The 14,131-nt window shown below is 73.8% G+C and carries 11 protein-coding genes; 5 read left to right on the top strand and 6 right to left on the bottom strand.

The window, feature by feature from the left end:
* Positions 1-102 precede the first annotated feature (102 nt).
* Entirely contained in the window at positions 103-711 is a 609-nt protein-coding gene (locus ACWC21_RS02975; RefSeq protein WP_450877480.1) for a LuxR C-terminal-related transcriptional regulator, read from the top strand.
* Here the strand turns inward: ACWC21_RS02975 and ACWC21_RS02970 are convergent.
* From ACWC21_RS02970 to lanKC, 4 genes are all read right to left on the bottom strand, one after another.
* Positions 688-2,439, bottom strand: coding sequence for an ATP-binding cassette domain-containing protein (locus ACWC21_RS02970; RefSeq protein WP_450877478.1), 1,752 nt, complete (start codon positions 2,437-2,439; stop codon positions 688-690). The two genes, ACWC21_RS02975 and ACWC21_RS02970, sit on opposite strands and share 24 nt — an antisense overlap.
* Positions 2,439-4,160 (bottom strand): ABC transporter transmembrane domain-containing protein, encoded by a 1,722-nt coding sequence (locus ACWC21_RS02965; protein ID WP_450877476.1) that lies wholly within the window; start codon positions 4,158-4,160, stop codon positions 2,439-2,441. The genes ACWC21_RS02970 and ACWC21_RS02965 overlap by 1 nt, the downstream gene beginning before the upstream one ends.
* 113 nt (positions 4,161-4,273) lie before the next feature.
* Positions 4,274-4,390: a SapB/AmfS family lanthipeptide gene (locus tag ACWC21_RS02960; protein WP_388793707.1), complete on the bottom strand. Its 117-nt coding sequence runs from the start codon at positions 4,388-4,390 to the stop codon at positions 4,274-4,276.
* Positions 4,391-4,467: 77 nt separating this feature from the next.
* Positions 4,468-7,080, bottom strand: coding sequence for a class III lanthionine synthetase LanKC (gene lanKC / locus ACWC21_RS02955; RefSeq protein ID WP_450877474.1), 2,613 nt, complete (start codon positions 7,078-7,080; stop codon positions 4,468-4,470).
* 193 nt (positions 7,081-7,273) lie between these two features.
* On the opposite strand from lanKC, the gene ACWC21_RS02950 reads away from it, so the two are divergent.
* The 3 genes from ACWC21_RS02950 to qcrB all read left to right on the top strand — a co-directional run bounded on the left by ACWC21_RS02950 (position 7,274) and on the right by qcrB (position 11,616).
* A complete protein-coding gene (locus tag ACWC21_RS02950) occupies positions 7,274-9,727 on the top strand; it encodes a SpoIIE family protein phosphatase (protein WP_450877472.1) in 2,454 nt (817 codons plus the stop codon).
* Between the two features lie 102 nt (positions 9,728-9,829).
* Positions 9,830-10,105, top strand: coding sequence for a hypothetical protein (locus tag ACWC21_RS02945; protein WP_450877470.1), 276 nt, complete (start codon positions 9,830-9,832; stop codon positions 10,103-10,105).
* An 8-nt stretch (positions 10,106-10,113) separates the two neighbouring features.
* Complete coding sequence (qcrB, locus tag ACWC21_RS02940) at positions 10,114-11,616, top strand: cytochrome bc1 complex cytochrome b subunit (RefSeq protein WP_450877696.1); 1,503 nt, start codon at positions 10,114-10,116, stop codon at positions 11,614-11,616.
* Here the strand turns inward: qcrB and ctaF are convergent.
* Together ctaF and ctaD are read right to left on the bottom strand one after the other, a co-directional pair.
* Positions 11,552-11,935: an aa3-type cytochrome oxidase subunit IV gene (gene ctaF / locus ACWC21_RS02935; RefSeq protein WP_450877468.1), complete on the bottom strand. Its 384-nt coding sequence runs from the start codon at positions 11,933-11,935 to the stop codon at positions 11,552-11,554. The two genes, qcrB and ctaF, sit on opposite strands and share 65 nt — an antisense overlap.
* Positions 11,932-13,614 (bottom strand): aa3-type cytochrome oxidase subunit I, encoded by a 1,683-nt coding sequence (gene ctaD, locus ACWC21_RS02930; protein WP_450877466.1) that lies wholly within the window; start codon positions 13,612-13,614, stop codon positions 11,932-11,934. Before ctaD ends, ctaF begins: the two co-directional genes overlap by 4 nt.
* A gap of 99 nt (positions 13,615-13,713) precedes the next feature.
* Here ctaD and ACWC21_RS02925 point away from each other — a divergent pair, with 99 nt between their 5' ends.
* On the top strand, positions 13,714-14,082 hold the full coding sequence (locus ACWC21_RS02925; protein WP_450877464.1) for a DUF6479 family protein: 369 nt from the start codon (positions 13,714-13,716) through the stop codon (positions 14,080-14,082).
* Positions 14,083-14,131 lie beyond the last annotated feature (49 nt).

Here is a 14,131-nt window from a genome sequence, read left to right as displayed (position 1 = left end):
CGCACCCCGTTGGCCGGTTCTTCGCGCCCACGAGCTGTCCCCGACGCAAAGAATGGGGCACGCGCTCAACCACTGGATGTCCGGCGAGCCGAAGGGGCGGTAGTGATCCGAGTACTTCTGGTCCACGACGTGTGTCTGGTGCGGTCTGTCCTGGCGGAATGGCTGAGCCGCGAACCCGACATACGGGTGGACGGCACGGCCTGGCGGGGCGCGCCCGCGCTGGTGCGGTCATTACGGCCGGACGTGTGCGCGGCGGACCTGGAAACAGCGGGCGGTTACGGCATTCCGCCGCTGGGCGAACTGTGCCCGCCGGGTACCGCCGCCCCGCTCCCACGGCTCCTCGTGCTGGCCGGGGTGGACCGCCCCGGGCTGCTGAGACAGGCGGTCGAGGCGGGGGCGCTCGGCTACGTGGACAAGGAGGGGTCCCCCGAGAGCCTTATGCGCGCGATCCGGCACGTCGCCGAGGGGAAACGTTTCGTCGACGACTCGCTCGGCTTCGGCTTCCTCAAGGCCGCTCAGATGCCGCTGACCCGACGCGAACTGAGCGTGCTGTCCCTCGCCGCCGCCGGAGCGTCCATCGCGGAGATCGCCGGAAACCTGCATCTGTCGCACGGAACGGTGCGCAACTACATGGCGGCGATCACCCGCAAGACCGGGGCCCGCAACCGCATCGACGCGATCCGTATCTCACAGGGGGAGGGCTGGCTGTGACGGCCCGGTGGCCGGGGCGGGAGTCCAGCCGCCGACGAGGTCGCGGTACAGCGGGGAGGTGCCGAGCAGCTCGTCGTGGGTGCCGTACGCGGTGCGGCGGCCGTCCAGCACCAGGATCCGGTCCGCGCGGCGTGCCGAGCTGATGCGGTGGGCGACGACCACCAGCGTGCCGCCCGGACGCTCGGCGAAGGCGCGCTCGGCCCGTGCCTCCGCCTCCGGATCGAGATGGCAGGTCGCCTCGTCCAGCAGTGCCAGCGGCGCCGGGGACAGATAGGCCCGGGTCAGCGCGATCAGCTGCCGCTCGCCCGCGGAGAGCGCCGCCGGCCCGACCCGGGCGTGCGGCCCGCCCAGCGCTTCGAGGACCGCGGTGAGCCCGACGGCCTCGGCGGCGGCCAGCAGTTCCCGCTCGGGCACCGGGTCCGCGCGCAGGCCGCCCAGGTTCTCGGCGAGGGTGCCGGTGTGGACGTACGCCTCCTGCGGAATCAGCACCCGTCGCGTGGCCGCGTCCCCGCCCGGCACGGGGTGCCCGTACACCCGGATCGTCCCGCCGCCGGGCACCAGCAGGCCCGCGGCCAGCGCGGTCAGCGTCGACTTCCCGATCCCGCTCGGTCCCACCACGGCGAGATGACCGCCGTCCGGCACGCGGAGGTCCAGCCCGTCGAGGACGGGTTCGCTCGCGGGACCGTAGGCGAACGTGACGGAGGTGAGGGCGAGCGCGTCGGGGGGCGCGGCCGGAAGGGCCGTGGGACGGGGGCCCGCCCCTGCCGGACCGGCGCCCGGCGGCGGGGGCGCGGGCTCCGCGGCTGCGGGGCGGTTCCGCGCCTCCCCGGGAGGGTCCAGGCGCCGCAGGACCACCGTCAGCCGGGAGCCGCTGGTGCCGAGGCCGTGCACGAGGTTCTGGAGGGCGGGGAGCAGGGACTGGGTGACGTAGGCCAGGGCACCGACCAGGGCACCCGGGGTGACGCCGTGGGCGAGGAGCCAGGGCGCGGTGGCGAGCAGGAGGACGACCGGCAGCTGCCCGCCGAGGGCGAGGCAGGCCACCCGTACGACACCGAAACGGGCCAGGGAACGGGCGGCCAGCAGCTCGGCGTCGGCCCGGCGGTGCAGGTCGGCGCCGACCTGTGTCTCGGCCCCCGCCGCCGTCACGTCGCGCAGTCCCGGGCCCACCGCGCCCCACTGCCCGGCCAGGGCCTCGTCGGCGACCAGGAAGGCCTCCTGCCGCCGGGCCAGCGGCCGCAGCGTCGCGGCGAACAGACCGGTCCCGGCCAGCAGCGGCGGTACGACGACCAGCAGCAGCCGCGGAGAGAGAGAGAACAGGCCGACCAGAGCACCCGCCGCCGTGAAGAGGAACGAACGCGCGACCATCACCAGGCCCGCGAGGGTGTCCCGCGCGATCTCCACCTGCTGGGTCAGGCCGGACAGCGCCCCGCCGTCCGCCTCCCGCACCCCGCGTGCCACGACCCGCCGCACGAGCCGGTCCCGCACCGGCTCGACCAGCGCGGCGACGGCTCCGTACACCCGCCCGGTCCCGTACGCCCCGGCGACGGCGCCGAGCCCCGCAACGCCGAGCCACAGCAGCCCGGTTCCGGCCCGGCCGGCCAGGAACCCCTGGTCCAGGGCTCGTGCGAGCGCGTATCCGACGAGGAAGGTCTGCCCCGCCTCCAGCAGTGACCAGCCGCCCAGCCGTGCCAGGACCCGCCACGGGGGCGGCCCCAGGACCCGTGACATCACCGCGGCACCTCCGCCCCGGTGCCGAACACCGCCCGGTACGCCGGGTCCCGCCACAGCCGGGCGTGCGGCCCGACCGCCCGCAACCGCCCCCTGTCCAGCCAGGCCACCGCGTCCGCGCGGGCCGCCGTCGCCGCGCGGTGGGCGACGACCAGCCGGGTGCCGCCGCCGTCGCCCAGGAGGGCCTCGGTGACGTGGTGTTCGGTGACCGTGTCGAGGCTGGAGAGGGCGTCGTCGAGGATCAGTAGCCGTCCCTGGCGGGCGAAGGCGCGGGCGAGGCCCAGGCGTTGCGACTCGCCGCCCGAGCGGGGGGCGTCCGCGCAGGGGGTGGCGTAGCCCTGCGGAAGCCGGCGTACGAACGCGTCGGCGCGGGCCCGCCGGGCGGCGGCCCGGACCCGGTCGGGGCCGGGGGACACCAGGCCCAGGGCGATGGTGTCCTCGATGGTCGTGCCGAGCAGCACGGGGCGTTCGAAGGCGTAGGCGACCGCGGCCCGCAGGTCCTCGGGGGCCAGGTCGGCGAGCGGCACCCCGTCGAGCAGCACCTCACCGGCGTCCGGATCGGCCAGGCGCCCGGCGAGGGCCGCGAGCAGGGACTTGCCCGCGCCGGAACGGCCGACCACCGCGAGTGTCGTACCGCCGGGAACGTCCAGGTCCACGCCGTCGAGCACGGTGCGTCCGCCGCGCCGGACGGTGACGCCGCGCAGCCGCAGACGCCCGGGGCCCGGTGGCAACCGGCGCGCGCCGGACACGGGCGCGGGTTCGGCGAGCACCTCGCCCAGCCTGCCCGCCGCGGCGCGGGCCCGCGACAGCGCGGCGACCCGGCCGACCAGCACGCCCACCCCGCCCGCGAGGACGGCGTACCGGGAGGCGGCGAGCACCTCGCCCACGGACAGCCGGTGCCGGGTGAGCAGGAACCCGGCCACGGCGACGACACCCAGCTGCAGCAGCGGTGCCACGGCCACCGCCTGTGCCGCGGCCCGCCCCTGCACCCGCCACATGCGGCGTCCCGCCCGGGACAGTTCCGGCAGCGGCCGCAGGACGCGCGCCGTCTCCCGGTCCTCGGTGCCCGCCGCGCGGATGGTGCGGGAGCCGCCGACCGCCTCCGCCATGGCCGCCGCGATCGAGCCCTGCACCCGCTGGTAGTCCGCCAGGCACTCGGAGGTGTCGCGGGCGAAGGCGCGCAGCAGCAGCGCGAGGAGCGGCGCACCGGCGAGCAGGACGGCCGCGGTCCGCCAGTCGATGAGGCCGAGCGCCACCACGCCCCCCACGGGTCCGGCGAGCGCGGCCAGCAGTGCGGCGAGGGCGCCGGGCGCCGTCCCCGCCTGAGCCGCGCCGCCGACCAGGCGGGCGACGAGGTCACCGGAGGCGAAGCGGTCCGTGGCGCGCGGGCCGAGCGCCAGCACGTGCCCGGCGAGCCGCCGCCGCAGCCAGGCCGTGGCCCGCGCGTCGACCGTGCCGGACAGCACGCTCTCGCACCCGTCGAGGACGGCGAGCAGCACGACCAGCCCGGTGCAGCACCACACCCAGCGGGCCGCCGGGCCGTGCGCCAGCAGCAGGTCGAGGGTCCGGCCCAGTACGGCCGGCAGCAGCAGTCCGACGGCGGTGGCCGCGCTGCTCACCGCGCACAGCGCGGCGCCGCGCACCCGGTCGTGCCGGACGGCCCCGCGCAGCAGGGCGTGGGCCTCGGCGGCCACCGGGCCGTCGTCAACGCGGGTCGTCATGAGTCTGCGGCCTCACATCGAGGAGGGGGGCGAGGAGGAACGACGTCATGGGTGAGGCCCCGGACGGCCCCTCCCGCAGGAGAGGGCCGCCCGGAGCCGCGGGCCGGTGCTCGTCAGAGACAGAGCAGTACGCTCGTCGCCGAGACGCAGGAGAGCAGGCTCGCCGTGCTCGCGCCGCCGCCGCCGGTGTGCTCGTCGGACTCCATGGTCTGCAGGTCGAGGAGTGCCATTGCAGTGTCCTTTCGGTCGGTTGTGCGTCGGTTCCCTTGAACCCCTTGATGGGGACGGGGGTTGTGTCACGACTCCGTCAGACGCGGAGCCGCGTGGTGGGGGCCGCCGGTGGCGGCGGCAGGAACGGCAGGTGCGCGGTGTGCTCGCCGTCGAGCGCCGCCGCGAGGGCGAGCAGGCACCCGGCCGTTCCGGTGGCGAGGTCCATGGACAGCCGCATCATCTGGTGTCCGGGGAAAGCCAGTTGGCCCTGGTAGGCCATGGCGAACCAGCCCAGCCCGGTGATCTGGCCGGCCAGCCGCGACGGTGTCGCGCCCGGTGCGGTGGTGCGGCTGAGGTGCAGGATCATTCCGGCGCGGCCCTGGAACAGGCCGGGCTGCGCGTAGAAGCGGGAGGTGGCCGCCGTGACGATGCCGGCCCGGGCCCGTTCGAACTCCTCGGTGCCGCCGGTGGCGTGTGCCAGGAAGTCGTCGAGGACCAGCCCGATGCCCGCGCTGCCGTCACCGAGGTAGGGCAGGGTCCGCCAGCCCTCGTCCACCTCGAGTCCGCCGGTCCTGTCCTGCAGCACGCAGCGTGCCAGGTCCCGGCGCAGCGCCTCGGCGGCCGCCGTCAGCAGGCGGGGCTCGCCGGTCGCCTCGTACCGGCGCAGCAGGAACAGTGCCGGGCCGGTGGCGCCCCGCAGCAGCCCGGCCCGTCGTCCGGCGCCCTCCGGGACGGGTTCGGCGAGGCGGTCGACGAGGAGGTCCGCGGCCTCGGCGGCGCGCTCGGCGAGTTCCCGCTCGCCGGTCGTGCGCGCCAGGCCGTCCAGGACCAGGCCCAGGCCGGCCAGCCCGCCGTGCAGGTCGGAGGAGAGGTGCTGCCATCTCTCCCGGAGGATCCCGTCGACCAGGTCCAGGGCGCGCTGCCGGTGTCCCAGCCGGTCGAGGACGTGGGCGACGCCCGCGAGGCCGTCGTACAGGCCGAGCGGTGTGCCGGCCGGTGGTGGCGCGGTGTGGGCCAGCAGCCAGCGCTCGCCCTCCTCGTAGCGGCCCGCTCCGGCCTCGGCCAGCGCGTACAGCACACCGGCCGCGCCGTGTGCGAGGCCGAGTCCGCCGCCGTCGTTGAACTGGGCGATGTCACCGGGGAACAGCCGGTCCTCGCGCTCCGGGGTGGCCGAGGCGAGGATCGCCTTGACCATCGAGTCCCGGCTGTAGGGCCAGTCGCCCGGCACCACCGGCTGGATGGGTTCCACCGTGCGGGCCGGCCCGGCCGGGTCGCGGCCGATCTCCGCGACCGCCTCGTCCAGGAAGGCGCGCGGCACGTCCGGGAACTGCTCGGCGACGACCCGGGCCAGATGCGCGGCCTTGCCGCGGTCGACCACGAACAGCGTGGTCACCGGCAGGAACAGGGCCAGCCGTAAGCAGGCCAGCGCGTAGCGGTCGACGTCCTTGCCCCGGCGGTCGGGCGGCGCGAAGAAACCGGGGTGGGCGACGATCTGGCGGCCCATCTCATCGGCCGGGGCCGCGGCCTCGAAGTCGATGAGGAACACCGACTCCTCGTCGGGGGCCACCATGATGTTGAAGACGTGCAGGTCGTTGAAGACCAGTCCGCGGTCGTGCACCGCCGCGACCGCCTCCTCGACCGCCCGGTGGATGCGCAACGCCCACGCCGTGTAGTCGGCGACGGCCCGCGGATCGGGGTCGGCGGTCAGCAGCGGGTGCCGTTCGGCGAAGAAGGAGTTGAGCGGCCGGCCCTCGAGGAGGTCCATCACCAGGAAACGGTGGTCGCCCAGGGTGAACCAGTCCCGCACCTCGGGCACCACTCCGGTCCCCGCGACCCGTTCCAGGGCGGCCTTCTCCCGTTCCAGCCGTGCCACCGCGTCCGCGCCGTCGGCGGCGAGACCCGCGTGCGGCCTTCCCTCCTTCAGTACCACCCGGCGCCCGTCACGGGTGTCGGTGCCCGCGTACACCCCGCCGCCGTTGGAGAAGTGCAGTGCCTTCTCGATGCGGTAGGGCAGCTCACCGACCGTCGTGGTGTTGCGGGCCGCGAGATGCGGCTCGAGGAAGGAGGGCAGCGTCACCCATCCGGGCACCTGGAAGGACGGCGCCCGGTTGTCCGGCACCAGCCTGCCCTCGCCGTCGCGCACCGCGGGCACCAGCGAGCCCCGCTCGTCGACGACGAAGGCGCGCGCGAAAGCGCCGTAGCGGACGTACAGCGGACCGTCGTGCCAGCGCAGGTCGGTCAGGATGTACGGCCCTTCGCAGCCCTCGAGCAGTTCCCCCAGCTCACGCAGCACCCGGTGCAGCTGCTCCTCGCCGTCCGGGTACACGGTGACGAACTTGCCGCTGGTGTCCCGGCCCGCGTACTTGGCGTTGCGCAGATGCAGCAGGTGGGGGGCCGGCACGAACTTGAAGGGGATGCGGCGCGGCACGCAGTAGTCCCACACGGTCGCCGCGATCCGCTCCGCGTTGTCCCGGGTCGCCGAGGCGTGGATCTTCCAGCCCTGCGCGGGCGACGGCAGCGGCGTGCCGTCCGCGTCCAGCGGAGTGAGCATCAGCCAGTCACCGGTCCGGCCCGCGTGCCAGCCCTCCGGGACGTCGCGCCGCGCCGTGTCGTACAGCGGCGCGGCCTCCGGACCGGCTTCGGACAGCCGGTCGGGCGTGTCGTAGAAGTGCCGGTCGGCGAGCGCGTACACCTCGTACCGCTTGTCCATGCCTTGTCCTGCCTTCCCCTCCTTGGCCCGCAACGACCTTCCCAGGCCCCGGGGGTACGCGGACAGTCACGGCTGTCACGACATCACTGTGCGGAACGCATGGGTAAAGACATGTTCGGCCCGTTTCGAGCGCCGCCTGCCGCGGACGGCCGGACTGTCACAGGGGCTGCGCGGGAATCCCATAAGCGCTGTAATGGCGAACGTGGTCGGTGAGGGCGCTGCGGTGAACAGAACGAGAACGGAGCGTGCCGAACTTGCCCTCGAAGCGGTCACCGCCGACCTCGGCTCTCCCGACCGGCTGCGCCGCGTCCTCGAACACGCCCTCGTCTTCGCCGGTGCCGCGTTCGCCGGGGTGTACGCGCCGGCCGCGAACGGCGTCTCGTTGTTCCTGGTCGAGTCGGCGGGCCTGCCGCGCACGCTGTACGGGCTCCGTGACAGCTATCCCGCCGCCGGCCGGTCCGCGGCGGCCGAGGCGCACCGCGGCGGTCGGCCCGTGTGGCTGGGCCCCGAGGCGATCGCCGGCGGACCGCAGGGGCGGCGCACGCCCGCCCCGGACTTCTCCCTGGCGTGCCTGCCGGTGCCCATGGACGGGGGTGGTTGTCTGCTCGCCGTCACCGAGAGCCCCGGGGGGTTCGGCACCGAGGACCGCGCCTGCCTCGAACTGATCGCGCGGGCCGTCGCCTGGCCCGCCCCGGTGGGTGCCGCCGACACCGGTGAACTGCCCGCCGACGCCTTCAGCCTGGCCATGGACACCGGCCGCATCGAGGTCGGCGAGGGGATCCTGGAGCTGTTCGGAATCACCAGGGACCGGTTCGACGGCAAGGTGGAGACCCTGCTCGGCCGGACGGTGCCGGAGGACCTGCCCGCGCTGATGTCGGTCGTCGAGGCCGGCCACATGTCCATCGGCGACCGCGAGCTGGAGTTCCGCATCCTGCAGCCGTCCGGCCCGCCGAAGTGGCTGAGGCTGCGCGGGCGGCTGCTCCCGGGCGGTGAGGGCCTGCCCGCCCGCCTGGTCGGTACCGTCGCGGACGCCTCCACCCTGCGGTCCGCCGTCACCGACGTGGCCCGGGTGCAGCGCCTGGCCGCCGCGCTCGCCACCGCGGGCACCGTCAGGGACGTCAGCCAGGCCGTGGTCGCCGCCCTGCGCAGACCGCTGCAGGCCGACCGGATCGCCCTGGCCGAGCTGGAGAACGACCGTCTGGTGGTCACCGTCCTCGACCCGCCCGAACCGGAGGTCTGGCCCGAGGTGTGGCGTGCGGAATGGCGCACCGAGTGGCCGGACGCGCCGGTGCGGGCGATGCCCACCCTGGCCGCCGCGCTCCGGGAGGGCCGCACCCGGATCTGGTCCGCCGTGACCGGGCTGGAGCCCGCCCTCGCCGAGGTGGGCCCCGGCGGCCTCGCCGTTCTGCCGCTGCCCGCGCAGGGCCGTATGGCGGGGGCGTGCCTGATCGGCTGGGACCATCCGCACGACTTCGGGCCCGACGAGCGTGCCCTGCTCACCGCCGCGGCCACCCTGGCCGGCCAGGCCCTGATGCGCGCCCACGCCTTCGACGCCGAGCACGAGCTCGTCGGCATGCTGCAGCGCACCCTGCTCCCGCGCCGTCTGCCCAGGCTGCCCGGCGGGGTCGCCGTCGCCCGCTACCTGCCCACCACCGCAGGGCTCGAGGTCGGCGGCGACTGGTACGACGTGATCCCGCTGCCCGACAACCACGTGGCCCTGGTCATCGGCGACGTGCAGGGCCACAACGCGGGTGCCGCGACCCTGATGGGCCAGATGCGCACCGCCCTGCGTGCCTACGCGGCCGAAGGGCACCCGCCGGACGTGGTCCTCTCCCACACCAACCGCCTGCTGCTGGAGATGGAGACCGACCTCTTCGCCACCTGCGCCTACGTCGACGTGGACATGGAGGAGGGCACCGCCTGGTGTGTGCGGGCCGGGCACCTGCCGCCGGTGCTGCGCCATCCCGACGGCACCACCACCGTGGTGGAGACGGAGGGCGGTCCGCCGCTCGGGGTGGCCGCCCAGGCCGAGTTCCCCATGACCCCACTGCGGCTGCGGCGCGGCACCGTGCTGGCGCTCACCACGGACGGCCTGGTGGAGTCCGCCGAGGAGGAGCTCGACGCCGGGCTGGACCGGCTCGCCCGCGACCTGTCCGCGTCCGACCCCGCCCACCTCGGCCTCGTCGCCGACACACTGCTCACGGGCGCCCACCGCGGCGACGACGTCGCACTGCTTCTGCTGCGATACGACGGACTGGCGGTGCGCCCGCTCCGGGAGGGGTGGACGGTGTGGCGGGTCCCGGAGGCCGTCCGGCACGCCCGCCGCTTCACCCGGCGCACCCTGCGCGCCTGGGACCTGCCCGCCGACGACGTCGACGCCGTGCTGCTGGTCGTCTCCGAGCTCGTCACCAACGCCCTGGTGCACACCGACGGCCAGGTCCGCCTGGACCTCACCTTCGTCAGCCGGCGGCTGCGCGTCGCCGTCACGGACGCCTCGCCGCGCACGCCGGTCAAGCCCACCAGCATCGGCTGGGAGGCCACCGGAGGCCGCGGCATCCTGCTCGTGGACGCCGTGTCGGCGGCATGGGGAACGCTGCCGGTCAGCGGCGGCAAACAGGTCTGGGCCGATCTCACCCTCGAGGACTGACCGGTCGCGGCACCGGGGCCGACCCGCCACTCGGGTGCGGGTGCGAGCCGCGTACGGCAGGTCGCCCGGGTCCGCACGGCCGCCTTGCCTAGGTTTCCTGACGTGGCACACACCTTCGAAGAGCTCGTGGAGAAGCAGCGCGCGGCCGCGGCGGCGCACGAGAGGGCCATGGCACTGCGTGACGCGTACGGCCCACCGGCCCAGGGGCAGTGGACCGGCCCCCAGTCGTCGACCTACGAGACGGCGCTGCGGGCCTGGCGCGACCTGGCCCGCGAGGTGCAGACGGCGCTCGGCGAGTACGCGAAGGAGACGGGAAGGTCGCGGGCCGAGATCGAGACGGAGGTGCAGCGGGCGGCCGCGGAACCGGAAGGGACGTGACGGCACCCGTGCCGCCCGAGCCGGACCGCAGGCCCCGTGGTGAACGGCTCGCCGATGCCGCGGACGCCCGGCTGCCGGTCGTCGAGGCCGGCTCGCTGCTGCGCAAGGCGTTCCCCGAGCACTGGTCGTTCCTCCTCGGCGAACTGGCGCTCTACAGCCTCCTCGTCCTGGTGCTGACCGGTGTCTGGCTGACCCTGTTCTTCAGGCCGGAGATGCGCGAGGTCGTCTACACGGGCTCGTACCCGCCGCTGCGCGGGGTGCTGATGTCGGAGGCCTTCGACTCGACCCTGCGCATCAGCTTCGACGTGCGCGGCGGCCTGCTGATCCGGCAGACCCACCACTGGGCCGCGCTGGTGTTCGTCGCCGCGATCGGCCTGCACATGCTGCGCATCTTCTTCACGGGTGCCTTCCGCAGACCCCGCGAGCTGAACTGGGTCGTCGGACTCACCCTGTTCGTCCTCTCCCTCGCCGAGGGTTTCGCCGGCTACTCGCTCCCCGACGACCTGCTCTCCGGCACCGGGCTGCGCATCGCGCAGAGCATCATGGCCTCCCTGCCGGTCGTGGGCACGTACGTCAGCTTCTTCGTCTTCGGCGGCGAGTATCCCGGCCACGACATCGTCACCCGGCTGTACCCGGTGCACATCCTGCTGCTGCCCGGTGCGCTGATCGCCCTGGTCACCGTGCACCTGGTCCTGGTCTTCCACCTCAAGCACACCCAGTGGCGCGGACCGGGCCGGAGCAACGCCAACGTCCTCGGCAAACCCCTCGTACCGCAGTTCTCCGCCTCCTCCGCGGGCCTGTCCCTCATCGTCTTCGGCGTCCTGGTGCTGCTGGCCGGCCTCGCCCAGGTCAACCCGGTGTGGAACTACGGCCCCTACCGGCCGGACCTGGCCTCCACCGGCTCCCAGCCCGACTGGTACGTCGGCTTCCTGGAGGGCGCGCTGCGGCTGACACCGCCGTGGGAGACGAACATCGCCGGGCACACCTTCATGTGGAACGTGCTGCTGCCCGCGGTCGTGCTCCCCGCCCTGCTGTTCCTCGTGCTGTACGCCTACCCCTTCGTGGAGCAGCGCCTGACGGGGGAGTGGCACCAGGAACGGCACCTGTGCGACCGGCCGCGCGAGCGCCCCGTACGCACCGGCCTGGGTGTCGCCGGGACCGTCTTCTACGGCGTGCTGCTGCTGGCGGGCGGCAACGACATCGTCGCCCAGACCTTCCGGATCTCGCTGAACACCCTGACCTGGGTGCTGCGCGTCGCGCTGGTGGTGGCCCCGGTGGCCGCGTTCCTGCTGACCCGGTGGGTGTGCCTGGCCCTGGTGGAGACGGAACGGCACCGACTGGACGAGGGCGAGCCCACCGGCGAGGTGCGCCAGGACGTCACCGGCGGCTACGACAGCGCCCACCGCCCGGCCGACACCTTCCCGCCCGGTGCCCCCCGGCGGCCCGTCACCGATCCGCGTACTGGAGGACCAGCCCGAACACCCCGCGGGCCAGCACGCCGCAACCGATGAGGAACAGCCACAGCCCGAACACCACACCGGTGGCCGCCAGGGCGAAGCCGAGTGCCGTGACCACCGGCCAGGGGCTCCGGTCCGGGAAGAACGCCACCGGCCCGGCGCCGTCGGCGACCTCGGCGTCCCCCCGGTCCTGGGCCCGCGCCCCCCGGCGCCGGTACTGCACCGCGCAGAAGAAGCCGACCACGCCTGCCATCCCGAAGGCGACGACCAGGGCCGCGGTACCCGCCGGTTCGCCCGACCACGCCCCGTAGAGAGCGGCGGTCCCCGCGAAGAACAGCGCGACACCGCCGAACAGGAACGCCTCGGCCTTCACCGCAGCCCCTCCTCCTCCGCCCGCCTGACGATCGCGGGGTGGTGCAGGTCGAAGGCGGGCGCCTCCGACCGGATACGGGGCAGCGCCACGAAGTTGTGGCGCGGCGGCGGACAGGACGTCGCCCACTCCAGGCTCCGCCCGTACCCCCACGGGTCGTCCTCCGTGACGGCCGGCGCCCGGGTGGCGGTGCGCCAGACGTTGTGGAGGAACGGCAGTGTGGAGACCCCGAGCAGGAAGGCCCCGGCCGTCGAGATGCTGTTGAGCAGCGTGAACCCGTCACCGGGCAGGTAGTCCGCGTAGCGGCGGGGCATACCGGATTCGCCCAGCCAGTGCTGGACGAGAAAGGTCAGCTGGAACCCCGGGAAGAGCAGCCAGAAGTGGATCTTCCCGAGCCGCTCGTCGAGCATCTTGCCGGTGATCTTGGGCCACCAGAAGTAGAAGCCCGCGAACATCGCGAACACCACCGTGCCGAACAGCACGTAGTGCAGGTGCGCCACGATGAAGTACGAGTCGGTGAGGTGGAAGTCCAGCGGCGGTGAGGCGATCAGCACCCCGCTGAGCCCGCCCAGCAGGAAGGACACCATGAAGCCCATCGACCACAGCATCGGTGTCTCGAACGACAGCGAGCCGTACCGGATGGTCCCGATCCAGGCGAAGAACTTGATTCCCGTGGGCACCGCGATCAGAAAGGACATGATCGAGAAGAACGGCAGCAGCACCGCGCCGGTGGCGAACATGTGGTGCGCCCACACCACCGCGGACAGCATCGTGATGGCGATGGTCGCGCCGATCAGCGGCAGGTAGCCGAAGAGCGGTTTGCGCGAGAAGACCGGCAGGATCTCCGTGACGATCCCGAAGAACGGCAGCGCGACGATGTAGACCTCCGGATGCCCGAAGAACCAGAACAGGTGCTGCCAGAGCAGCGCGCCCCCGTTCGCCGCATCGAACACATGTGCCCCGAACTTCCGGTCCGCCTCCAGCGCCAGCAGCGTCGCGGTCAGCACCGGGAACGCGGGCAGCACCAGGATCGAGGTGAACAGCACGTTCCAGGTGAAGATCGGCATCCGGAACATCGTCATCCCTGGGGCGCGCAGGCAGAGAACCGTGGCGACGAAGTTCACCGCGGTCAGCGTCGTCGACACACCCGAGACCACCAGTCCCATCGCCCACAGGTCGCCGCCCGCGCCGGGGGAGAAGTAGGCGCTGTTCAGCGGCGCGTAGGCGAACCAGCCGAAGGCGGCCGGGCCGCCGGGCACCAGGAAGCCCGCCACCACGATCAGACCGCCGAACAGGTACATCCAGTACGACAGCGCGTTCAGGCGCGGGAAGGCCAGGTCCGGGGCGCCGATCTGCAGCGGCATGACGGCGTTGGCGAACCCCGCGAACATCGGTGTCGCGAACAGCAGCATCATGATCGTGCCGTGGATCGTGACGAACTGGTCGTAGCCCTGGGCGCTCAGGAACTGCAGGCCCGGACGCGCCAGCTCGGTGCGCATCCCGAGCGCCAGCAGCCCGGCCAGGAGGAAGAAGCAGAAGGCCGTGACCATGTACAGCCGGCCGATCACCTTGTGGTCGGTGGTGGTGGCCCAGCGCACCAGGGCCCGGCCCGGGCGGGGTGCTGTACGGGTGTACCGCTCGAGGACGTCGCCGCCGTCCGGAATCTCCGATAGTTCCGACATCGTCCGTGACGCTACCCGGGCGGCGGAGCGGCCCGCCCACGCCACGCCGGAACCACCCGGGCAAGGCATTCGCCGCGCCCGCCCGGGTACCCGGCGTCCATGGACACTGCCATCAGCGAGGCCGCAGGAGCCGTCTCCGCCTTCGGGTACATCGCCATCCTCGTCGTGGGCGTCGCCGTCGTCGCCGGGCTGATCTGGGCCTTCCGGCTGGGATTCAAGGTGCGCCGGCGCGAACCGACACCGCCCAGGCCGGAAGAGCAGCCCACGCGCCCGGTATCCGGGCCGGTGCAGGAGGAACGCCAGGCGCGCTCGTGGGACGAGGTGCCCCAGGCGGCCGACGAGAGCGAGCGGCTCACCCCGCATCAGCTCAACCCCACCGGGACCAAGCGGGCCGACGATCAGCGGCGCCCGCGCTGGGAGCCCGGTTCGAGCGGGTCGTTCGGCGGTGGCGGCGGTGGCCGTACGTGAAAAGGCGGCAAGAAGGCAGTAAGAGGATGCAAGGAAGAAGTGAGACGTC

Source organism: Streptomyces sp. NPDC001348 (assembly GCF_053597535.1).
Note: the sequence above shows the minus strand (reverse complement) of the source record. Positions and strands in the feature narration are given on the sequence as shown.